19 protein-coding genes are annotated in these 22438 nt (G+C 65.1%); 11 read left to right on the top strand and 8 right to left on the bottom strand.

What is annotated here, in order from left to right:
* The first annotated feature begins 1 nt into the window (after position 1).
* Both AC5IJH_RS00190 and AC5IJH_RS00185 read left to right on the top strand, forming a co-directional pair.
* Positions 2–1537, top strand: a complete 1536-nt coding sequence (locus tag AC5IJH_RS00190) for a glycoside hydrolase family 125 protein (protein ID WP_491900762.1) — start codon at positions 2–4, stop codon at positions 1535–1537.
* Between the two features lie 35 nt (positions 1538–1572).
* Entirely contained in the window at positions 1573–2400 is an 828-nt protein-coding gene (locus AC5IJH_RS00185; protein ID WP_491900761.1) for a PhzF family phenazine biosynthesis protein, read from the top strand.
* On the opposite strand, the gene AC5IJH_RS00180 is transcribed toward AC5IJH_RS00185, so the two are convergent.
* Together AC5IJH_RS00180 and AC5IJH_RS00175 are read right to left on the bottom strand one after the other, a co-directional pair.
* Entirely contained in the window at positions 2397–3296 is a 900-nt protein-coding gene (locus AC5IJH_RS00180; protein ID WP_491900760.1) for an EamA family transporter, read from the bottom strand. The two genes, AC5IJH_RS00185 and AC5IJH_RS00180, sit on opposite strands and share 4 nt — an antisense overlap.
* Before the next feature lie 13 nt (positions 3297–3309).
* Complete coding sequence (locus tag AC5IJH_RS00175) at positions 3310–4620, bottom strand: VWA domain-containing protein (protein ID WP_491900759.1); 1311 nt, start codon at positions 4618–4620, stop codon at positions 3310–3312.
* Positions 4621–4790: 170 nt separating this feature from the next.
* On the opposite strand from AC5IJH_RS00175, the gene AC5IJH_RS00170 reads away from it, so the two are divergent.
* Both AC5IJH_RS00170 and AC5IJH_RS00165 read left to right on the top strand, forming a co-directional pair.
* A complete protein-coding gene (locus tag AC5IJH_RS00170; protein ID WP_491900758.1) occupies positions 4791–5846 on the top strand; it encodes a VWA domain-containing protein in 1056 nt (351 codons plus the stop codon).
* A gap of 208 nt (positions 5847–6054) precedes the next feature.
* Positions 6055–6255 (top strand): cold shock domain-containing protein, encoded by a 201-nt coding sequence (locus AC5IJH_RS00165; RefSeq protein ID WP_020711529.1) that lies wholly within the window; start codon positions 6055–6057, stop codon positions 6253–6255.
* A 76-nt stretch (positions 6256–6331) separates the two neighbouring features.
* Here AC5IJH_RS00165 and AC5IJH_RS00160 read toward each other — a convergent pair whose 3' ends face one another.
* Together AC5IJH_RS00160 and AC5IJH_RS00155 are read right to left on the bottom strand one after the other, a co-directional pair.
* Entirely contained in the window at positions 6332–7249 is a 918-nt protein-coding gene (locus tag AC5IJH_RS00160) for a bestrophin family protein (RefSeq protein ID WP_491900757.1), read from the bottom strand.
* A gap of 137 nt (positions 7250–7386) precedes the next feature.
* A complete protein-coding gene (locus AC5IJH_RS00155) occupies positions 7387–8103 on the bottom strand; it encodes a peroxiredoxin (protein WP_491900756.1) in 717 nt (238 codons plus the stop codon).
* A 716-nt stretch (positions 8104–8819) separates the two neighbouring features.
* Here AC5IJH_RS00155 and AC5IJH_RS00150 point away from each other — a divergent pair.
* From AC5IJH_RS00150 to AC5IJH_RS00140, 3 genes are all read left to right on the top strand, one after another.
* Entirely contained in the window at positions 8820–9599 is a 780-nt protein-coding gene (locus AC5IJH_RS00150; protein WP_491900755.1) for a hypothetical protein, read from the top strand.
* Between the two features lie 111 nt (positions 9600–9710).
* The gene (locus tag AC5IJH_RS00145; protein WP_491900754.1) at positions 9711–10361 is read left to right on the top strand and encodes an HAD-IA family hydrolase; all 651 of its coding nucleotides are present in this window, start codon (positions 9711–9713) and stop codon (positions 10359–10361) included.
* Positions 10362–10494: 133 nt separating this feature from the next.
* Entirely contained in the window at positions 10495–12348 is a 1854-nt protein-coding gene (locus tag AC5IJH_RS00140) for an amidase (protein ID WP_491900753.1), read from the top strand.
* 36 nt (positions 12349–12384) lie between these two features.
* On the opposite strand, the gene AC5IJH_RS00135 is transcribed toward AC5IJH_RS00140, so the two are convergent.
* Positions 12385–13119, bottom strand: a complete 735-nt coding sequence (locus AC5IJH_RS00135) for a hypothetical protein (RefSeq protein ID WP_491900752.1) — start codon at positions 13117–13119, stop codon at positions 12385–12387.
* 585 nt (positions 13120–13704) lie between these two features.
* Positions 13705–15591 carry an ATP-dependent DNA ligase gene (locus AC5IJH_RS00130; RefSeq protein WP_491900751.1) on the bottom strand — a complete coding sequence of 629 codons (1887 nt, stop codon included), beginning with the start codon at positions 15589–15591 and terminating at the stop codon, positions 13705–13707.
* A 242-nt stretch (positions 15592–15833) separates the two neighbouring features.
* Between AC5IJH_RS00130 and prfA the strand changes: the two genes are divergently transcribed.
* Complete coding sequence (gene prfA / locus AC5IJH_RS00125) at positions 15834–16910, top strand: peptide chain release factor 1 (RefSeq protein ID WP_491900750.1); 1077 nt, start codon at positions 15834–15836, stop codon at positions 16908–16910.
* A gap of 47 nt (positions 16911–16957) precedes the next feature.
* Positions 16958–18322: an amidohydrolase family protein gene (locus tag AC5IJH_RS00120; protein ID WP_491900749.1), complete on the top strand. Its 1365-nt coding sequence runs from the start codon at positions 16958–16960 to the stop codon at positions 18320–18322.
* Positions 18323–18325: 3 nt separating this feature from the next.
* Here the strand turns inward: AC5IJH_RS00120 and AC5IJH_RS00115 are convergent, their stop codons facing one another.
* Together AC5IJH_RS00115 and AC5IJH_RS00110 are read right to left on the bottom strand one after the other, a co-directional pair.
* A complete protein-coding gene (locus tag AC5IJH_RS00115; protein ID WP_491900748.1) occupies positions 18326–18724 on the bottom strand; it encodes a c-type cytochrome in 399 nt (132 codons plus the stop codon).
* Positions 18721–19593, bottom strand: coding sequence for a hypothetical protein (locus tag AC5IJH_RS00110; protein WP_491900747.1), 873 nt, complete (start codon positions 19591–19593; stop codon positions 18721–18723). Before AC5IJH_RS00110 ends, AC5IJH_RS00115 begins: the two co-directional genes overlap by 4 nt.
* A 289-nt stretch (positions 19594–19882) precedes the next feature.
* Between AC5IJH_RS00110 and AC5IJH_RS00105 the strand changes: the two genes are divergently transcribed.
* Complete coding sequence (locus AC5IJH_RS00105; RefSeq protein ID WP_491900746.1) at positions 19883–21511, top strand: formate--tetrahydrofolate ligase; 1629 nt, start codon at positions 19883–19885, stop codon at positions 21509–21511.
* A 109-nt stretch (positions 21512–21620) separates the two neighbouring features.
* On the top strand, positions 21621–22343 hold the full coding sequence (locus AC5IJH_RS00100) for a GNAT family N-acetyltransferase (RefSeq protein WP_491900745.1): 723 nt from the start codon (positions 21621–21623) through the stop codon (positions 22341–22343).
* Positions 22344–22438: the final 95 nt, after the last annotated feature.

The raw sequence follows: 22438 nt of genomic DNA, 5'->3' as shown, positions 1-22438 counted from the left end.
TATGCACAAACGCCCTCTCGCTCCTGGCGCCGTCTCCCGCCGCGCCTTCCTGGGCAGCGCGGCCGCCGTGGCCGCCACTGCCGCAGTCCCGGCAACGGCCTCGCAGTCGGCTCGGCTGAATGCGGCGCTCGCGCCCGCGCTGCATTCGCATGCGCAGATCAAGCCCACGGACCTGCATCAGCGTCCCGCCCCTGGCGATCGCCACTTCACATCGCCGGCCGTTGAGGCTGCCATCACGCGCGTCGGCGCGCGCATCGCCGATCCTGAGCTGCGGCTGATGTTCGGCAACTGTCTGCCCAACACGCTCGACACGACGGTGTTTCCCGGCACCGCCGACGGCCACCCCGACACGTTCGTCATTACTGGCGATATCGACGCCATGTGGCTGCGCGACTCCTCCGCGCAGGTCTGGCCCTATCTGCGCTTTGCGCGTGAGGACCGGCAGCTCGCGCGACTGATCGAAGGCGTCATCCGCCGCCAGAGCCGAGCGATCCTGCTCGATCCGTACGCGAACGCTTTTCTGCGCAGCCCGGACGATCCGCCACTCTCCTGGGCCGTGCACGATGACACGGATCACAAGCCGGGTGTCGGCGAGCGCAAGTGGGAGATCGACTCACTCTGCTACACAGTGCGGCTGGCGCATGGCTACTGGAAGGCAACCGGCGACGGCGCGCCGTTCGATGCGCAGTGGCGGCTCTCCGCGCACCGCATCGTCGAGACGTTCCTCGTGCAGCAGCGCCTCCCGAATCCCGCTGCGCCAGAGAAAGACGCACGCGGTCCCTACCACTTCCAGCGCAGCACGGCGAACCCGTACGACACGCTCCCGCTCGGCGGCTATGGCAACCCGGCGCGGCCGGTGGGGCTGATCTACTCCATGTTCCGGCCGTCCGATGATGCGTGCGTGTATCCGCTGTTCGTCCCCGCCAACCTGTTCGCGATGGTCAGCCTGCGGCAGATCGCCGACCTGGCGAACGGGCCGCTGAACGACGTCGATCTGGCCACGACGTGTCTTGGGCTTGCGACGGAGATTGAGACCACGCTGGCGCAGTTTGGCCAGACACGCAACCGTAACGGTGACGTGGTGTGGGCCTACGAGGTGGACGGCTACGGCAACACTCTGCTGATGGACGATGCGAATGCGCCCAGCCTGTTGTCGCTGCCCTACCTGGGCTGCTGCGCGGTGGACGACCCTGTATACCAGCGCACCCGGGCATGGGTGCTGAGCCCGGACAATCCGTACTTTTTCCGCGGCAAAGCGGGTGAGGGCGTCGGCGGTCCGCACCAGGGGCTGAACTACATCTGGCCCATGTCGATCCTGTTCCGTGCGTTCACGACCAACGACGAGCAGGAGATTCGCGCGTGTCTGCGCACCCTGCGCGACACCACGGCCGGCACTCACTTCCTGCATGAGTCCTTCCACAAGGACAACCCGGCCGACTACACCCGCGCCTGGTTTGCCTGGGCGAACACGCTGCTCGGTGAACTCATCCTGCACCTCGCGGAGCAGCATCCCGCCGTGCTCACAAACCCGCTGTAACGAACCGCACATCCGCCGCCGTTATCATCCATCCCATGCCGCAGCCGATTGCTGTCGTTGACGCGTTTACTGCCGTGCCCTACCGGGGCAATCCTGCCGGGGTGTGCCTGCTCAGCGCGCCTGTCGCCGACGCCTGGATGCAAGCCGTGGCCATCGAGCTGAATCACGCCGAGACAGCCTTCCTGTTGCGCCAGGGCGGCGACTACAGCCTGCGCTGGTTCACACCGGGCGGCGAGGTGGACCTGTGCGGCCACGCCACGCTTGCGAGCGCGCATTACCTGTGGGAGTCGGGCGCACTCGGACGCAAGGCACAGGCGCGCTTCCACACGCGCAGCGGCCTGCTCACGGCAGACCAGCGTGACGTCAGCGGCGCGGTGTGGATCGAGCTCGACTTCCCCGCCGAGCCAGCGACGCCGATCGCAGCGTCGCCGGCGCTCGCGGCCGCGCTCGGCAGCGATATCGTCTGGGCAGGACGCAATCGTATGGATTACCTGATCGAGCTGCGCAGCGAGACCGCGGTGCGCTCCCTTCGGCCGGATATGAAGGCCATCGTCGATCTGTCGGTCGCCGCCGACCTGCGCGGCGTCATCGTCACGGCGCAGTCAGCCAACAGCGATGCGGACATCGTCTCGCGCTGCTTCTATCCGCGTCTGCGCATCGATGAGGATCCGGTGACGGGCTCCGCGCATTGCGCGCTTGCCCCGTACTGGATGGGCCGGCTGGAACTGCAGGAGCTGCGCGCGTACCAGGCGTCGCCGCGCGGTGGCCGGCTGCTGCTGGAGCTTGCGGACGAGCGGGTCCGGCTGCGCGGCCAGGCCGTGACGACATTGCGCGGAGAGCTCGCCTTCGGCCCGCAGGGCTAACTCGAAATCAGCAACACGGCACCCATGGCGAGCGCAATGCCGAAGGCCTGTGTGCGGGTCGTGCGCTCCTTCAGGATGAGCGCGGCCAGCACGATGGTGCCTGCCGGATAGAGCGAGCCGAGCACCGCAGCGATGTCCAGCCGGCCCAGGCGCGTCGCCAGCGTGTAGAGGGAATTGCCGCCTGCATCCAGAAAGCCGGTAAGGGCCAGCAGGCCGATCAGCGGCCACCAGCGGAACGAAGCCGCCGGCTCCGTTCCTGCATCGGTGCGTGCGCGCCATCGGAGAAACAAGAGGGCCGCCAGCGACGCGCTGACCAGGCGCGAGCAGGCCAGCGGCCACAGGACCCCACCGCGCCCGGCGAGCTTCAGCAGGATAAAGAGCGCGCCGAAGCTGGCGCCGGCGACTGCGCCCATCACCATCGCGGGCCGGGACGCAGCGGCCCCGGGGGAGCGCGCGATCAGCCAAATTGCCACTGCGGCGAGTACGATTCCGGAGAGCTGTGTGCGCGACGGAAGGCCTTCGGTCGCGAAGGCCCAGATGGCGGGCAGCGCCGCTGCGGTCACCCCACTGATGGCCGCCGTGAGCCCCATGCCGCCGAGTGCGAGCGCGCGGTAGAGCACGATCACGCCCGTGCCGCAGGTGAGCCCCGCAATCAGGCCGTAGATCGCAGACGTGCGGTCCGGCAGTGGCGAGTGGATCGCCAGCGCGAGCGACACCAGCATGCACAGGCTGAATGCGTGCGAGATCAGCACCACGCCGGCCGAGTGCAGGCGTCGCGCAGCCACCCCGCCGAGAAAGTCGCTGGTGCCCCACACCGCCGCGGAGATCAGGCTGAGCACGACGGTCGCGCTGCCCCTGCTCAAGCCGGCAGCGAGCGCGCCGAACTCCGCGATCATGATTGCTGGGCGATCATCGCTGCTGCGTAGCGGTGGGGTAGTAGCCCTGGCGTGAGTGGACGTCGAGGCCGGGCCGCTCCACGTGCACTTCGAGCGTGCGGTACCGCCCGTCGACCGAAAGCAGGTGGCTATAGAAGCCGAGCGTGTACTGGGTGCGCACCTCGGCCGCGATGCGGGCGAAGCTGCGCTCCATGCCGTCTGCTGAGAACTGCGCCTCGAGCACGCCGCCGGTCGCGGTGGCATAGCGGGGCAACACGTTCTCCGCCGGAATCAGCGGCAGGTGCACCTTGTCGAGATAGCCGATGCCGAACGTCGCGGCATCGCCCACCATCGTGGCGTACACCGCTTCGTTGTTGCCTTCGAGGAAGCGGATGACCTCGCGCACGCTCGCCTTCGAGCGCACGTCTTTGCCGTCGCTGATGACGTAGATCACACGGCGGCGCTCCTGCGGGCGCGACTGCAACTGCTGCGCGGCGGCGAGGATGGCGTCGGAGAGCGTGTGCGCCTCGCGCGGAATGTTCAACTCGAGCCCGTTGCTCATGCCGCGGTTGACATTGGGGTCAATCAGCTTGCCGTTGATGGTCGGGCCCGTCGTGCTCAGCGGGCCACCGCCGCTCGGAACACCCAGGTCGCTGCCCGCCTTTTCGGCGCGCGCCAGCACGGTGGGCAGGCGATCGCCCTGCGTCGCGGTGAAGTCGGTCTGCCGCGTGACGCCGTTGGCATAGGTGAAGACGGCGGCCTCGTCCTGCGGCGTGAACGCGCCCTGGATGGCGGTGAGGCTCTCGTTGACCTTCTTCATGGTGTCGCGGGGCAGGCTCTGATCGATCACAAAAGCGACCGAGAGCGGCACCGGATCCACGCTGAAGAAGGCGATGTGCTGGCGCTGTCCGTTCTCGTAGATACGGAAGTCGCGATAGGTCAGGCCGGCCACCTGCCGGTGCTGCTTGTCGAGCACCGTAACCGGGATGGGGATAAACGTGGTCTCGGCCTTGAGGCGGAACTGGTTGGCCTCTTCCGCATTTTTGGGCGTGTAGGGGACTTCCTGCTGGGGCGGCCCGTCCGCATTGTTGGCCGGAGTGGTCGCGGGCGCGGGTGGAGCCTGCACCTGATCCGGCTGCTCGGTCGCAGCCTTGCCGGGAGCGACCTGGCGGGTCAGGTTCTGCAGATTGTCGCCGCCCTGGGTCGGACTTGCGCTGGGCGCATCGGGCACGCCCTGCTGCGCGCCATCGTTATTGCTGCCGCTCGGCTGCTGTGCCGCAGCTATCGTCAGCCCGGTCATCGAGACCGCCGTCACCAGAGTCCACGCCCACTGCCGTCTGCCCAAAGCTCCTCCAACCTCCGACGCCCGCTCGCGACCGCTCCAGACAAGCCGGAGCGGACGGCGCGGCTTTGTCAGCCTACCAGAGAGACGCGCGCCGGCCCGCTGCGGCAGCCTCGAACGCGGCGCGAACAGAGGCGACATCTCCCGAGGTATGTCGTCTAATAAAAGCGATCATGCGCCGTCTTCTTTTCCTGGTCTGTCTTCTCGCTGCTCTCCTGTCGCCCGCTGCGTATCTTCGTGCGCAGTCGGCGCCCTCGCCGGATGCTGCACCGCAGGGTCCCCCGGGCGATCCCAATGCCGACGACCAGACGCCCGATTCGGTGGCCACCTTCCGTCAGAACGTGAACCTGGTCTCGCTCTACTTCAACGTCCGCGACAAGAAGAACCTGCTGATCCCGCACCTCACGCGCGACGACTGCCAGGTGTTCGAGAACAAGGAGCCGCAGAAGCTCAAGAACTTCGTCGCCGAGGTCGATCAGCCCCTGACGCTTGGCATCCTGCTCGACACGTCGGGCTCGCAGCAGAACGTTCTGCCGCTCGAGCAGCAGACCGGGTCGGCCTTTCTGAAGCGCATTCTGCGTCAGAAGGACGAGGCGTTTCTGGTGTCGTTCGATACGGACGTGGACCTGCTCTCCGACTTCAGCTCGAACGCGAGCGCTCTCGCCCACGATATGGACAAGGCGCAGATCAACACCGGCGTCAGCGGGGTAAAGACCGGGCCGGTGCCGACCGCCGGCGCGCCACGCGGCACTCTGCTGTATGACGCAGTGGTGCTGGCAGCGAAGGAGAAGCTGAGCACCGAGACTGGCCGCAAGGCGATGATCCTGCTGACCGATGGCGAGGATCAGGGCTCACGCGCCAAGGTCCAGGATGCCATCGAGGCGGCGCAGAAGGCCAACGCAATGGTCTACGTGCTGCTGATCGCGGACCACAGCTTCTATGGAGGCGGCGTCTACAGCATCGGCTACAGCGGCGACAGCTACATGCACAAGCTCGCGGACTCGACCGGCGGCCGCGTCATCGACGTGGGAAACAACGGACGCAAGATGGAGCAGGCGTTCCAGCAGATTGAGGACGAGTTGCGAACGCAGTACGTGGCCAGCTACTCGCCAACGAACACCAAGGCCGACGGCAGCTACCGCAAGGTGGACATCGTGTGTCATCAGCGCGACGAGCAGCTGAAGGTACAGGCGCGGAAGGGCTACTACGCACTCGCGCCGGAAGAATAGAAGGGTGAATTCGCTCAAGATTGCACAGCGATAGGTGCAATTGGCGTCCGCACGTTGGTAATGGTGTGGATTTCGAAGCAGTCGTTGTATACTGAGGCTGCGTTCGAATCGGAAAAGGTTCAGCTAGTTCTGACTGTGCAGTTCTCTACTTGCCGAGTCCGTTCTTGAATTCAGCGTCACAAACCTCAGCAGTAAAGGAACTCGCACGATGGAACAGGGAACAGTGAAGTGGTTTAACGATGCCAAGGGCTTCGGGTTCATCAGCCGCCAGAGCGGTGAAGATGTTTTTGTTCACCACACCGCCATTCAGGCACAGGGCTTCCGCACCCTCCAAGAGGGTCAGGCAGTTCAGTTCAACGTGGTGAAGGGCCCCAAGGGCTGGCAGGCTGAGAACGTTCAGCCTCTCTAAACCACAGCGCAAGCTTTCACACGAAGGGGACGGCCACTGGCCGTCCCCTTCGTACGTCTGGGCGCCATCCGCCCTGCTAATTCAGGATGTATCGCACCGGCTCGAGCGGCTTCTGGAGCGACGGCTCACCGCACATCTCGCGCAGGCTCAGCTCAATCGTCCGGCAGATCGCGTCGAGCGGCAGGTCGTTCTCTTCATGGTCGAACGGCGTTTCAAGCTCCGCGGACAGCAGGTCGAGCGCGATGAAGGAATACGCGATCACCAGGCTCACCACCGGCGTCATCCACGCGATCGCGTCCACTAGCCCGAAGGGCAGCAGGCCGCAGTAGAAGTACACCACGCGGTGGATCATGACCGAGTAGGAGAAGGGCAGCGGTGTGTTCGCGATGCGTTCGCATCCGCCCTGCACGTTCGCCAGTTCGTTGAGCGCGAATTGGAAGGCGATGGGATCCTGGCCGCCAAAGCCGCCCTCGGCATGCCGAGCCGAGACCCACTCTCCCATCGCGCGCAGCAGCAGGTTCGGCGGGTAGCGGGCGCTCCCCACCTCGGCAGCGAGCGTCGGCGGCAGTAGCTCCGCCGCGCGCTCGAAGCGGCGTCCGCGCAGTTCATCCCGCAGACTGTCGGAAAAGGCGACCTGCAGGTTCACGAACTCGCGGGTGCGGTCGCGAGGGATGCGGTTCTCGCCGAGCGTGAGCGCGAGCCGGGTCAGCGAGCGGGTGGTGCTCACGACCGATCCCCACAGCCGACGTCCCTCCCACCAGCGATCGTACGCAGAACTGTTACGAAAACCGAGGAAGAGCGCGAGCGAGACGCCGGTAAGTGTGAACGGCGTCGCGTTGAGCGGCACCTTGTGGCGAAAGATGTGACCGGCTGTCCACACCGCCAGTACGCTAAGCGTGGCAACGATCGTCAGCTGGGGCAGCATCTTGCGCACGATGGAGCCACGCCAGACGAACAGCATGGACCACCAGTTGACAGCCTGTCGAACAATCATCGGCAAAGCTCCTGGTCGGGGGAGGGAAGCAGGGCTCCGGCGTGTAGCGAACGCAAAACAGGGAGTGAGCCGCGCGGCTCACTCCCCATTCACAGTAGCAGCGGCGACAAGCCGCCGTTCTGATCAGTGCGCAGCAGTTAGTTGCGCGACCCCGGCTCGGCCTTCACATCGCTCGGCTTTTGCGCGAGGTCCTTCTTCGACAGGTACCAAGTCTTCACATCAAGACCTGCCCCGCCGCCATTGGTGCGCTTTGCCGCATCGGCCTGCGTCGCGGGCGCGGGCACGATGACCGGGTCGCCTGGCTTCCAGTCGGCCGGGCAGCTCACGCCGTTCGCGTCCACGGTCTGCAGACCCTGCACGACGCGCAGCAGCTCATCGATGCTGCGGCCAAGCTGCATGGGGTAGTAGAGGACGGTGCGCACGCGCTGCTTGGGGTCGATGATGAAGACCGCACGCACGGTCGCGGTGTCGGCTGTGGGCTCGTGCACCATGCCGTAGAGGCGGGCGACGCGCTGGTCGAGATCGGCGACGACGGGGAACTTGACCTCCAGGCCGGTGTGCTGCTCGATGTCACGCACCCACGCGATGTGCGAGTAGATGGAGTCGATCGACACGCCGACCAGCTGGGTATTCAGTGCCTCGAATTCAGGCCAGCGGCGCGCGAACTCGATGAACTCGGTCGTGCAGACCGGGGTGAAGTCGGATGGGTGCGAGAACAGGAGCACCCACTTGCCCTTGCCGGTGTAGTCGCTGAGCCGGACCTCGCCGTGCGTGGTCTTCGCGGTGAAATCGGGTGCGGTCTCACCCAGGCGGGGCAGCCGGGCTGTCTCGGTCGTCTCTGCAGTAGTGCTCATGGTGATCGGAACCTTTCCTATGCCTCTGGATGGAATTTGTTGGGGGCAAAAACGCGAAAAACCCACCGGCATTGCTGCGGGTGGGTCGGGGTCTTCGTCGCGGATTCGCTGAACTAGTGGTGATCCGTTGCGAGGCACATCCCGGCCCGGCCGCTGGGACAGCAGCAACAGGCACGCAAGGGTGAACCGACCCGGATCATCGTATTGGTTAGATTAGGCATCGCTGGAAAAGGTGTCAAACTTTAGCAATGAAGCATAACCAGAGACAGTGTCCGCTCTGTACGGTTCCCATTCGCTTCACCGACGCGGGCGGGAGGCGTGTTTATGCCTGTGAAAATTGTGGAGCCAGCAGAAACCTGAACCTGGTGTGTGAGCGATGCAGTACCAAGCGCGTTTGGACTGGCAAGCTTGGTAAGAGATGCTTAGGCTGCGGCAAGAACTCAATCTGAGTCACTCTCCAAGCTTTGCTTCAGTGTTCCACCGGTTCGTCACCCTGTCACCTCAGGCAGGAGAAGCACCTATGAGTAACGCACTCGAATACAACGGCTACGCAAGCGCGGTCGAATTCAGCGAAGACCGCTGCTGCTGGAACAGGTTTGCTAGGCGAAGGTCACGGCGTCTCTCTTCCGGATCTTGTAGTTGTCGAAAATAACAAACTCAAAAACGCGAATCGCGCGAATCGCGTACCATCCCTGTGCGCTACTCGGAGGCCTGTGATGCCGCTGCCCGGGACCTTTTCTCGCACCCTGTGCCTGCTCGGTGCTGCTCTTTTGGCTGCTGGCGCGCAGGCGCAGGCGCCGACGATGTACGCCCAGGACGGCGGCACGCGGGAGGTGCTCGAGAGCATCTTCATCCCGCCCCTGCTGCACGCGCCGTTCTCGCTCACACTCGAGACGGAGTGGAGCCGTCCGCTCGCGAACGGCGGCACGTACACACTTCAGAACCGCCGACATATCATGCGCGACTCCGCAGGTCGCATCCATCAGGAGCGCTGGATCCTCGTTCCAAAGAATGGCAAGATCCCGTCCACGATGAACCTGATCCAGGTGTCGGACCCGAGTGCGCACACGCTCTACAACTGCGAGGTCGCCGAGAAGCGCTGCCACCTGATCACCTACACCGGCTCGACGATGACCAAATACCAGCCCATGATCTCGGGTGGCTCTGGCCCGCTGCCCAATGGCACTGGTTTTCAAACCAGCGAGTCGCTGGGCCACAGCTCGGTCGATGGCATCGATACGGTGGGCTACCGCCATTCGCTGACCGTGAACCCATGGGTGGCGGGCAACGATCAGCCCATGGTCTCGACCCGCGAGTTCTGGTACTCGGAGCAACTCGGCATCAGCCTGCGCTCGAGCCTTGAGACGGCGCAGACCGGCAAGCAGGAGTTCACGGTGACCGAGATCGACACGTCCGAACCGCCTGCGGCCATCTTCAAGGTGCCGGCGGGTTACACCGTAGTCGACCAGCGCAGTGTGGAGCCGCCGAGCAACTGATCGAGTCCCGCCCAGCAACTCAGTCCGTCCGCTTAACGACTGAGCAGGTCGTGCCCGCCACTGAAGCCAGCAACAATGAACGATCCGGCGGCGCATGCCATCATGGGCACGATGACTCCTCTCGTGATCCCGGCCTGCGGCGTGTTGTTCGATATGGATGGCGTGCTCATCAGCTCGACTGGCGCGGATGAGCGCTGCTGGCTCCAGTGGGCGCGCCACCATGGCATGGAGGGCAGCTTCTCCGTGCAGTCGACGCACGGCCGCCGCGCGGTCGACACGTTGCGCGCGCTGCGCCCCGACCTTGATCCGGTGCCCGAGCTGCGCCGGCTGGAAGACTTCGACGCCGAGGATTACAGCGGGCTGCGGGTCTATCCCGGTGTCGCGGCGCTGCTCGCCTCGCTGCCGACAGAGCGCTGGACGATTGTCACCTCCGCCACTGCGCCCCTGCTCAAAGGCCGCATGCGCGAGGCCGGTCTGCCGACTCCCGCGGCGCTGGTGACGTCCGAGACTGTCGAGCATGGCAAGCCGCATCCCGAGCCCTACCTCGCTGGCGCCCGCCTGCTTGGCTGCGCGCCGGCCGACTGCGTGGTCATTGAAGACTCGCCCGCGGGCGTTGCGTCGGGCAAGGCCGCCGGCTGCCGTGTGCTCGCGGTGACTAACTCGCATGCGCGCGAAGAGCTGCTCGCCGCCGACTGGCAAATTGACTCGCTCGAACACGTGCGGGTGCGCGTCGTCGCTGGTGGGGTCGAACTGCTGATCTGATTTCTGAATACAAGGCTGAGCGTAGGTCCGTCTTCCAGATGGCACGCTGCTGCCCGCTTCGGGCCAGCGCGGAGGACCGCTGATGCTTTCACTCCATAACGCACGCTCCGCGCCCCGTACAATCCGACCAACCATGTTGTTTGAGAAGCTTCTTCGCTCCCGCCGCTCCTTTCTGAAGCACGGCACACTGGGCCTTGCGGCCGCAGCCGTCGGTTGCCACCGCGCGGGAGAGTCGCCGCAGCCGGGCAGTGGCGCTTCGCCGCAATCGCCTGCCCCCTCCAGCACGGCGGGCGCGCCGCCCACGTTCAATGGTGCGCCGCCGGTGGGACCCGAGGTGTCGGCCGTCACCTTCACCGAGGCCAAGAAGCTGGCGCAGGTCAGCATGACGGAGACCGAGGAGAAGCAGGCGGCCGCGAGCTGGCGCAGCGCGATGGCGCCGCTGCTAGAACGGCGCACCGGCCCGCGCCGGGTCACGCTCGAGCCGACACTGGCGCCCGCGACGGTGTGGAATCCCATGCTGCCCGGCATCGCTGCACCGCCGACACGCGACCACTTCGTTCCTGCAGCAACGCCCTTCCTGCCGCTTCCAGCGAAGGATGAGGACATCGCCTTCGCCAGCGTGACGCAGCTCAGCCGCTGGATTCACGCGCGGCAGATCACCTCAGAGCGGCTGACGACGATCTATCTGGACCGGCTGGAGCGCTACAACCCGACGCTGCGTTGCGTGATTACGCTGACGCGCGAGCATGCGCTGGAGCAGGCACGCACGGCGGATCGCGAGATCGCCGCCGGCCGCTATCGTGGCCCGCTGCACGGGATTCCGTGGGGCGCCAAGGACCTGCTCGACACTGCCGGGATTGCCACGACTTACGGCGCGGAGCCCTTCCGCAGTCGCGTACCAAAGGACAACGCAACCGTGGTCGATCGTCTGAACGCAGCCGGAGCAGTGCTGGTCGCCAAGCTCAGCCTGGGTGCGCTGGCACTGAACGACATCTGGTTTGGCGGCCAGACGATGAACCCGTGGCTGATCGAAGAAGGCGCCTCCGGCTCGAGTGCCGGGCCCGGTGCCGCGACGGCCTCGGGACTGGTGGGCTTCGCCATCGGCAGCGAGACGGGCGGTTCCATCGTGAGCCCGTCGATGCGCTGCGGTGTCACAGGTCTGCGCCCCACCTATGGCCGCGTGCCGCGTACGGGTGCTATGACGCTCTGCTGGTCGCTCGACAAGCTGGGTCCAATGGCCCGCACGGTCGAGGACACGATGCTCGTACTGCGCGCGATCAGCGGCCCTGACCCGGGCGATGTTGCGTCCGTGCCCAGCCACCTGGACTACAACGGTGCGCTTCCGGTAAAAGGTCTTCGCGTCGGTTACGTTCCGGCGTGGCTGGCCCAGCCGCCCTCGACCGACGTGGACCGCGTTGCGCTCGAAGCGTGCCGGGCGCTCGGAATGGAGGCCGTGCCTGTCTCTCTGCCGGACTGGCCCTACGATTCGCTGCAGCTTATCCTCTTCGCCGAGGCTGCGGCGGCGTTCGAGGAGATCACGCTCGATCACCAGATCAACGATCTGAAGGCACAAGTGAACGACGCCTGGCCGAACACCTTCCGGCAATCGCGCTTTCTGTCCGCGGTCGATTACGTGCAGGCGGACCGGCTCCGCCGCAAAGTTGCGCAGAAGATGGCCGAGGTCTTCGCGCATGTTGACCTGCTGCTGGTGCCGTCGTTGCGCGACGAGATGCTGACGTTGACCAACTTCACCGGCCACCCGTCGCTGACGCTGCGCGCCGGCTTCGTCGAGGTCAGCGCCGCCCGCAGCGACTGGGCGCCGGATCCGAAGCAGCCGCCGCCGCAGTTTCATCCGCCGCGGCGCGTGCCTTTTGGCGTCACGCTGATCGGTCGGCTGTTTGACGAAGGACTGCTGGGCCGCGTCGGTGTGGCACTTGAACGCAGCTTCCACGTCGCTGATCAGCGGCCGCCGGCGTTCTCCGCATAGCGCTGAGTCAGCGCGCCAGCCGCACGGAGCCGCAGGCTACCAGCGGTAGATCTGCATCTCGTCGAAGTAGCCGACGATGTTGCCGTTGTTCGCGCTGGCGCCGTCCACCTGGAAGTTCAACACCAGGTCGCCGATGCCCCAGCCGAGGAACAGGCCCGAAGCGCCGACAGCGTTCTTGAAGGGTTTCTGTGCACTGTTGTCGAGCTTCACCCAGTCATGCACCACCACGTCTGTATTGGTCCGATGACATTGGATCTGGATGTGGTGCCACTTGTTTGCCGCCCAGTTCTGCGGATTGCACGCGATGTTGGAAGCATGCCAGTGCGGTTGGGTGCCGGAGACGTAGGCGTACTCCCATGTGCCCGAGATGCTGGAGCACTGGGTCGCGGTGATGATGGTCTCGCCATTCGACAGCACCTGGTTTGTGTCTAACTCCAGGTTCTGCACCTGCGCGGGGTCGGTGAGATAGACATAGGTGTCGTACACGAAGTATGTAGCATTCGTGTCATAGCCGAATAGAAGGTGATATCTCTCGCCACCGTAGTTCCAGTAGGAGACGGAGAACTCCGCAGCCTGTCCGTCGAGCGACGGCTTGGTGATCGGATAGTTGAAGGAACCAACGGACGTGCCGGGGGTCCCGTTATCGTGCTCCCAGATCCAGTTACTGGCGCCATCCAGATTGCCGGAGGAGATAGCGTTCGAGGGTATCTGGGCAAACGCTGCTGTGCTGAACAGGAGAACGATCCATGCTGCGGTAGAGAGGCTCTTCACGATAACCCACGTCTTTTCTGTGCGGAGGGTGCGCCGGGGCTCAGCCCAGCAATCATTTCGGCGGTCGCAGCGTGATTGCTGACATCGAGTCCGCGAACAGGAGGAGCCAAAAGAGCTCAAAAGCAATGACCCGTCTGGATGCAGCGGTTCTGCTTGCCAGCTACAGGCGCGTGCCCAGCTCCGCATTCGCGTGACAACGAGGACACGTCATCGATGCAGGTGTAACTCTGAGTTATCGAGATCCTGCAGTTCAAATCGGTAAGGACTCGAACTATATCTCGATAAGTCAGCTATCTGAAGGCCGGGGTGCTGACTAGCAATATGGCACATGGCTGACGCGGCCGACAACACATTTATGGTGCTGTCGGCCGCTGTTTACACGGCCACTAAACTACTCCGCCTGCAGGAGCACAGGCTTGGCTGCGGCTGCTGCCGCTGCTTCGGAAACGAGATCGCTCGGCAGGTCGCGGCCGAGCCACTCAATCAGCGCCGCTGCACATCCTCGCGCGACAGCAGGACGCCGGGCTCCTGAAGGGGCATGCAGGGGAAGTGGCCCAAGTGCTAGCAGAGCGGGCGCAAGCCCGATCAGCGCTCGGCAGGTCGATCGGGTTGTCCGTTGTAGATTTCTTCCACACGCTGAAGCGTATCGATCTCGCTGACCGGCTTGTCATCACGGATGCGCAGGATGCGTGGGAAGCGCATGGCAAAGCCGCTGGCGTGCCGGTCGGAGCGCATCAGGTTATTGAACGCAACCTCGAGCACGAGCGTCGGCTCGACCGTGCGGAAGTGTCCGTAGTCTTCGAGCGTGTGCTTCATGAAATAGGCGGAGAGGCGCGCGATCTCTTCGTCCGTGAGCCCGGAGTACGCCTTCCCGACATTCTTCAGCGTCTCGCCATCGCGCACCGCAAACGTGTAGTCGCTGAGCGTGCCCGCGCGGCGGCCATTGCCGTACTCGGCACCCGTGACGACCACATCAAGGGTGGCGAGCTCGCGCTTCAGCTTCAACCACGCCAGCCCGCGGCGTCCCGGCTGATACGCGCTCGCGGCAGCCTTCAGCATCACGCCTTCATTGCCGCGTGCACGCGCGTCCGCGTAGGCCTGCTCCAGTTGCTCGGCGCTGGCGAGGTGCGCGACCGGCGCGAGCACCAGCCGCGCGAAGCCGTTGGTGCATGGCTTGGGAGTGGCACTTAGTTCTGCGAACAGCCCCGCTTGTGCAGAGACGACCGGCGTCGTCTGGGGCGCACTGCTGACGCTCGTCGCCGGGGTCCAGCGCGACGCTATGGCTTCGAGCCGTGCGCGCCGATCGGTCAGCGACTCATCAAGCACGAGCGCATCCTGCTGGTAAAGCAGATCGAACGCCATGAAGACGACCGGGGTCTGCTCGCGCATCGCCGCCGTGACGCGCTTGCGGCCGATGCGGTTCTGCAACGACGCAAAGGGCAGCGCTCGTCCGCGAGCCTCGCTGCCGTCCTCGAGTGAGGCCCCCGGGTTCCAGGCGAGAATCTCGCCATCCAGGATCAACGTCTCCGTCACAGTGGCGAATGCTTCGACCAGCTCAGGGAAGCTGTGGGTCATGTCCTCACGTGTGCGCGAGAAGAGCGCGACGCGGCCCGGCTGCTCCGGATCACCGCAGTGCAGTTGGCAGCGGATGCCGTCGTACTTGTCCTGGACATGCGCCTGCTTCAGGATCGGCGCTTCGGGTACAGTTGCCTGCGCGAGAGGGGCCTCCATTGGGGCAATGCCCTCTTGTCGAATCTCCTCGGCGAAGCGCTCGATCGCCTCCGCTATGCTCGCGACCGGGCTCGCGAGCATGAAGCCGAGCGGGTGAAACAGCCGCATCCTGGCCTCGCGCAGGCGGTCGGCCTCGGCCAGCCGCAGCACCTCTGCCAGGTCGCCGACCAGCATCACGGCATGGCGAACGTCGGCCAGCGGCCGCTCGGTCGCCACCGCGATGGCCTCCTCCACCTGCGCGGCCTTTACGCCGATGCGCATGTCGCCCAGCATCAGCTTAATCAGGTACTTGGCTTCGAGCGGGGTGGCCTGGCTCAACAACTCCCGCAGCAGGGCCTGTCGTCGCGCCGTGCTCTGCGCTCCACCGCGCGCCGCAGCGAGCTGTGCAAAGGCGTCGGCTGTTCCCTCGATCGTGAGCGTTGCGGGCCGCGGCTCACCGGCCGAGAGGAGGTCGTACGCACCGGCACCCATGTCCCCGTGGCGGCGAAAGGCGGTCTGCATGGCCTCATCGGTGGCATGCGACAGTTCCTTCACGAGACCCCAAAGGCTGGCGCCGCCCACACTCAACTGCCGTCCATCCGCCTCGGGAAAGATCTCACCGGCCAGCCACAGAGCGGACTGCGCTGCCGCGTCGACCGGCAGCTCGCGCAGGTAGTCAGCCATCCAAGCGCGCTTGTCGAGTTTCTTCGTCGTGCCCGCGAGCCGCTCGCACAACTCAGCCCAGGGCGTCAGCTCTGTCATCGTGCGGCGCCGCCTCCGTTCCCACGGTAACTCCCGCGCCGGGCGGGAACCCACGAAGTAGATGCATCAGGCGGCCGGGAGCGGTAGTCTAATAACCAGCGATGTTGCGCCTCATCCACTTCCCGGGCACTCTCCTTTAGCGGCTCCCGCCGCCACTGCTCCGCCGCGCCCTCGCTCCCTCTCATCAAGTCACAACCTGACGCCCCGGCCTCGCCTCGCCTGGACAGAAAACGAGTCGCCCCATGTTTGAACGCCTGGAACAGATTGCCGCCCGCTACGAAGCCCTAGGCCGGGAGATGGCCTCCGACGAGGTCATCCAAGACCACGAGAAGTATCAGAAGGTGGCCAAGCAGCACCGCGATCTCGCGTCTGTGGTCGATACCTATCGCGAGTTCCGCAGCGTGCAGCAGGGCATTGCCGATTCGCGGCTCATGCTTGACGAGGCTGACCCCGAGATTCGCGCCATGGCAGCCGACGAGCTCGCGCAACTCGAGGAGCGCCTGCCCGCAATCGAGCAGGACCTCAAGCTGAAGCTGCTGCCCAAGGATCCGAATGACGAGAAGAACGTCATTCTCGAAATTCGCGCGGGCACCGGGGGCGATGAGGCGTCACTGTTCGCGGCTGAGGTCTTCCGCATGTACTCGCGTTTCGCGGAGCAGCATCGCTGGAAGGTAGAGATCCTCTCCTCGTCCGAGTCGGGCGTCGGGGGGCTGAAGGAAGTGATCGCGCTGATCGAAGGCGATCGCGTCTACTCGCAGCTTAAGTATGAGTCTGGCGTGCACCGCGTGCAGCGTGTGCCCGCGACAGAGACGCAGGGCCGCGTCCACACCTCCGCGGTCACGGTCGCCGTGCTGCCCGAGGCGGAAGAGGTCGACGTCAAGATCGAAGCCAAGGATCTGCGTATCGACACGTTCTGCTCGTCGGGTCCCGGCGGCCAGTCGGTGAACACGACCTACTCGGCCGTGCGCATCACGCACCTGCCCACCGGCACAGTTGTGAGCTGCCAGGACGAGAAGTCGCAGATCAAGAATCGCGAGAAGGGCATGCGCGTTCTACGCTCGCGCCTCTACGAGGTTGAGCAGGAGAGGCAGCAGGCCGCGCTGGCGCAGGAGCGCAAGCAGCAGGTCGGCTCCGGCGATCGCTCGGAGAAGATTCGCACTTACAACTTCCCGCAGAACCGGCTGACGGACCACCGCATCGGCCTGACGCTGCACCAGCTCGCCGAGATGATGGAAGGCCGGCTGCAGCCAGTAATCGATGCTGTCGTTCAGCACTTCCAGTCCGAGCGGCTGAAGGCGGAGACCGCAACCGCCGCCTGAGTTCGATGAAGCAGGGAGGCGCGCCACAGTTCGCGTAGGCTAGCGCCATGCAACTGGCGTCTCCTCTGCTTCGGCGTATCGCGTTTTCGTTTTGGCCAGTGTTTGTGTGCGCGATCGCGCTGGCTCAGCAGAACACAAGCCCACTCGCCCGTGAGGTCGATCCGGTGATCGCCCATCTGATCGCGAGCACACCCGCCATCGACGACCATACGCATCCGGTGCTCGCGCCACCAGCCATGGCGACCGATCGCGAGTTCGATGCGCTGCCCGTGGACAACATGGAGCCGCAGACGGATCCGTTGGCGTTGCGGCCGGACTATCCGCCGCTCGCCGATGCGTGGGCCGCGCTGTACGGATTCAAAGGCACGCCGCCGCTCTCAGACGCGCAACTCAGCCAACTCAATGAAGCACGCAGACGCGTGCAGCAGCGCGAAGGCGAACACTATCCGGCGTGGGTGCTCGACCAGGCAGGCATCGGGACGATGCTGGCCAATCGCGTCCGCATGGGCACTGGCATTGCGCCGCCACGCTTCCTCTGGGTGCCCTATGACGACGCGCTGTTGTTTCCACTCGACAACACAGCCCTAGCAGCAGCTTCTCCGGATCGAACGCAGTTCTTTGCGCTCGAGGACAAGCTGCGCGCACGCTACCTCAACGACGCTGGGATGACATCGCTGCCAGGCTCGCTCGACGCCTACGTGAAGAGTGTCGTCGTACCGACACTTGAGCGGCAGAAGGCCGGCGGTGCGGTCGCGATCAAATTCGAGGTCGCCTATCTGCGCGGGCTCGACTTCGCCGATCCGTCGCTGGAGGAAGCCGCCTCCGCGTACGCGCGCTTCGCGCACGGCGGCACACCCGATGCTGTGGCCTACAAGACGCTGCAGGACTACCTGTTTCGCGTGATCGCTTTGCAGGCTGGCCGGCTGGGGATGGCGGTGCATCTGCACGCGATGTCGGGCGGCGGACGCTACTTCTCGATCGCAGGCGTGAACCCGCTGCTGCTCGAGCCGGTGCTGAACGATCCGCGGCTCAAGGCGACCCGCTTCGTCCTGCTGCATGGCGGTTGGCCGTACATCCGCGAGGCGGGTGCGCTGCTGCAGAAGCCGAACCTCTATCTTGATATGTCACAGCAGGGGACCATCATTCCGGCACGCACGCTTGCGGGCTGGCTGCGCGAGTGGCTGGAGACGTTCCCCGATAAGGTGCTCTTCGGCACCGACGCCTATCCCTATTCACCGCAGGCAGGCTGGGAGGAGGGTGCGTGGCTGACGGCGCGCAATGAGCGGCTGGCGCTCGGTCTGGCGCTCACCGGCATGGAGCGCGATGGCGAGATCACGCCGGCGCGTGCAGTCGAGCTCGCCCGGATGGTGCTGCGCGGCAATGCCGAGGCTCTCTACAGGCTCACGCGCTGATCGCTACTCCTGCCGGCTCTCCGGCGTGGGCTGCAACGTGCGGAGATAGGTGACGATCTGCCAGCGCTCGGGCTCCGGCAGGCGCGTCCACGCCGGCATGCCGTGGCCGGGTGAGCCATTGGTCAGCAGCCAGAACAGCTCGCCATCGCTGGCGTTCGCGACATGCTCGGAGCGCACCGGCGGACGCTTGCCCCGTCCCGCGCCATCATCGGCATGACATTGCGCGCAGTGGTCGCCATAGAGCAGGCGGCCCGCAGTGATCGCCTCGGTGTGTCCGGCAAGCGGGTTGTTGCGCGCCCGCTCCGCCGCCGGCACACGAGCCGTCCAGTCACTGACCGCAGCCATCAGCAGCGGCAATCCAAGCACACTGCTTACGATCGCTCCGCATGTCTTGCCGATCATCGCGCGCCCCGTCCACGGAAGAGTTCGCTCACCTGCTGCACCTCGTACGAAACCGCAAATCGCCAGAGCACGCCCGCACTGTTGCTGTTCAGACCGAACTGCGGGGAGAAGCTGATGCTCGGCCCCCGCGACGGTATGTCGAGGCGAAGCGCCGGGCCCGCATAGTGCGACGTGTCGTGCAGGCCGAAGCTCTCCGTCGTCCCAAGTCCGCCGTACATCTCCGCACCAGCCGCGAGGTTCTGCCGGCAGAAGAGACAGTTTTTCAGCCTGGCATGGTCCGCGAGCGGGCGGCTCACGCCCAGCGCATAGCCGAACTCCCATGGCTCGCCGTGGTTCACCTGTTTCTCCGCGATCAGGTTCTCCGAGATGTTCCACGAATGCACGAAGCTCGACAGCAACAGCTTGGTCTCGACCTCGTGCTCGACAACGGCACGGTTCTCAGCATTGCTGCCGCCGAGGTCAGTCACCCCGTCGTTACCCACCACTTCGAGAATGCTTTTATCCGCGCCGTTGATGTCCTCATACTCGAGGTACAGCAGCGGGTTCACTGGCAGCTCGCGCGGGATGAGCCGAAACCGGTTCTCCCAGCGCCACCCGGTCCACAGGCTTGAATCTCCGGCCGTGGCCTGGCCCTGCAGGTAGAGTTCTGTGGTCCACCAGGCCTTCGCGCCATACTCTAGCTCGATCGTGGGGCTGTAGAACGCGTGCTGATCTTTCGGCGAGCCGGCCACGCTCTTGAGCGCGATCTCCAGGTTTCCCGGCTCTTCGAGCACCTCGGAGTAGGTCACGAAGTACGGCGGCTCCTGCGCCCGCACTGTCCTGCCACACGCCAGCAGCAGGGCCACTCCGGCAACGACTGCCAAACGCATCCACTGCTGCCGCCACGAACTCCGCAACTCACGCCTCCCCGCAGCGTCGTTAGCCCGTCTGCCCGGACGAGTTTGGAACCCGGACCAGAATTGTCGGACTAAAAAGAGACTAAACGAGTCCGCTATCGCGTCAGCAATCGCAGCGTGGCTGAGCAGCGCATTCAGCGGCCCGGGTGGGCGCAATCAGAGTGTGAACGGCGGTAAAGCGCGACTGGGTGAGATGGGCCGTTCTCGATACGGTGAACGTGCCCCCACCGCCCCGGCGCATCATCCGCTACGCTTGCACCAGATGACCGACCAGGCCGCCCTGCTCCCGATCGCGACGATCGCCGACAAGCTTCATGTCCCAGACCACCTCTACGAACCGATCGGCCGCTACGGCGCGAAGGTCTCGCTCGACCTGCTGCGCGATCCGCAGTTCTCCCCTCGCGGACGGCTGATCCTCGTCACCGCGACCACCCCCACGGTTTCAGGCGAGGGCAAGACGGTCACCTCGATCGGCCTGACGCAGGGGCTCGCGCATATCGGCAAGAGCGTCATCCTGACCTCGCGCGAGCCATCGCTCGGCCCCGTCTTTGGCATGAAGGGCGGCGCTGCTGGTGGTGGCCGCTCGCAGGTGGAGCCCGCCGCGAAGATCAACCTGCACTTCCATGGCGACTTCCACGCGATCACGTCGGCGCACAACCTGCTTGCTGCGCTGATCGACACGCACCTGTTCCATGGCAACGCGCTCGATATCGATCCCGCCGCGGTGACCTGGCCACGCACGCTCGACATGAACGATCGTGCGCTGCGCCGCATCGTGGTTTCGGTCAGCAGCAAGGGCGAGCGCGACGGCGCCAACCGCACGTCCGGCTTCGTTATCACTGCGGCATCCGAGGTGATGGCCATCGTTGCCCTGGCCGCGGATCGCGATGATCTTCGCCGCCGCCTCGATTGCATCGTGATCGGCGCCAATCGCAAGGGAGAGCCCGTCACCGCGCATGACCTGAAGGCCACCGGCGGCATGATGGCGCTGTTGGCGGAGGCGCTCGAACCGAACCTCGTCCAGACCACGGACGGCACACCGGCCTTTGTGCACGCCGGCCCGTTTGGCAACATCGCGCATGGCACGTCGAGCATCGTCTCGCAGCAGATGGGGTTGCGGCTGGCGGATTACGTCGTCAACGAGGCTGGCTTCGCTGCCGATCTGGGCGCCGAGAAGTACTTCGATATCGTGATGCGGACCAGCGGTACGCGGCCATCTGTCGCCGTGCTGGTGACAACAGCACAGAGCCTGAAGCAGCAGGGTGCGGGCGTGCTCGCCAACGGTCTGCCCAATCTAGCACGCCACGTCGAGACGCTGCGCAACTTTCGCGTGCCGATCGTGATCGCGATCAACCACTTTCCAGCCGACACGCCGGAGGAGCACGCGTTTCTCTTCCAGTGGTGCCGCGAACAGCAACTTCCCTGCGCCCTCTCGGACGCCTACACGCGCGGTGGCGAGGGCGCTGCCGACCTGGCGCGCGTGGTGGTCGAGACGCTCGACAAGCACCCTGCCGATACAGCCGAGCCGGTCTACTCGCTCGAAGATCCGTTCGAAGACAAGCTCCGCAAGGTGGTGCGGCAGGTCTATGGCGGCCACGATGTGGTCTTTTCCGAACAGGCGACGCAGAAGATCGCACGCTACCGCGCGTGGGGCTTCGGCAATCTTCCGGTCTGCGTGGCGAAGACGCAGTATTCGCTCTCCGACGACCCCAAGCTCCCGGGCGCGCCCACGGGCTGGGACCTGCACATCACGGATGTCGCCCTCTCGGCCGGCGCCGGTTTCCTGGTCTGCATCTCCGGCAACATGATGCTGATGCCAGGTTTGCCGAAGATCTCCCGTGCCGAAGCGCTGGATGTGGACGCAGAGGGCCGCGTGACGGGAATGTCGTAACCATCGAAAGCATCTGTCGCTGAGCTTCCACTGAGCCACACCTCGGGCAGCTCGATCCGAACCGGAGAGAAAGAGCGACCATCACCGCCTCCCCGCATCTGATGAGCGCGTGCAAACAGCCCTCAGCAATCCGATTTGGCAGGCCGCGGTGACACGTCAGCAGTACCTGGCCATTGGTGCGGGTCCGGCACGGCGCTTTCAACCGCAGGTTGTGCCGCTCGCGGCGCTTGAGACCCCGTCAACGGAGGCCGCAGACGAGCTGCTTTCGCTCGTCGCGCCCGGTGAGCGTATCTGGTTCTTCCTGGCGGGCGTGCAGCCCGCACCGCTGCCGCTTGACCTCCCCATCTGGCAGGAGAGCCGCCGCATTCCCGGGTACCAGATGCTGTGCGAAGCGCCTCCGCCTCCGCTGTCTCAAGGCGAGCAGCCGGACTCTGTCGCGCTCGATCCGGTCCGCGATCTTGCCGACATGGAAGCACTTAAGACGGTCGCTTTTCCGGGCTTCTTTGGTCCGCGTGCCCCGGAGATGGGCCGCTTCCGGGGCATCCGCGTGAATGGCGAACTGGTCGCCATGGCCGGCGAACGGCTCAACCTCGACGCGCCCGACGGCCGCGGCTATCGCGAGGTCAGCGCCGTGTGTACGCATCCGGATCACGTGGGAAACGGCTACGCACAGCGCCTGACGCAGGAGACGACGACGGGGATCCTCGCGAATGGAGACACACCGTTCCTGCACGTCGCCGCGGAAAACATGCAAGCCCAGGCGGTCTATCGGCGGCTCGGTTTTGTGCAGCATGGGGCTGTGGTGTTCGTTGAGTTCACACGCCTCGCCTGAGTTGACGCCGCCAGCACGCGGTTTCATCCTGCCGCATCGGTACCTAACGGTTCGAATATTTAGCTGAGGCCTGAAACCGTTTCCAGCTACTCTCG

This window comes from Candidatus Dedyshia acidiphila (assembly GCF_051025295.1).
Classification (GTDB): Bacteria; Acidobacteriota; Terriglobia; order Terriglobales; family Acidobacteriaceae; genus KBS-83.
This window is presented reverse-complemented; position numbering and strand designations above follow the sequence as displayed.